1 protein-coding gene is annotated in these 251 nt (G+C 34.3%); it reads right to left on the minus strand.

The annotated features are described in order from the left end of the window. The coding region (locus RMT89_RS44485; RefSeq protein WP_315889443.1) for a GIY-YIG nuclease family protein at positions 1 to 203 on the minus strand (203 nt) is incomplete at its 3' end. Between the last annotated feature and the right edge of the window lie 48 nt (positions 204 to 251).

The raw sequence follows: 251 nt of genomic DNA on the forward strand, positions 1-251 counted from the left end.
TTTTCAATGTCGCATTGCGCCACAATTTCAAATTTATGTTTTTTATACCCATACTTCTTCAGTGAATAATACAACTTTCTTTGACCTTTCACGTGTTCTGGATATCTGTAACCCCTTATTCTCTTTTTAATGTCAATGCTTTGCCCAATATAAACCCTGCCTGTTGGAGAAGTTATCTTGTAAATTCCACATATTTTACTCATAATACATATAAAAAGCAAAGCCCCGAAAGGAAAATGTTGCGTCTCACT

The sequence above is a fragment of the Streptomyces sp. P17 genome, assembly GCF_032436805.1.
Taxonomy (GTDB): Bacteria; Actinomycetota; Actinomycetes; order Streptomycetales; family Streptomycetaceae; genus Streptomyces.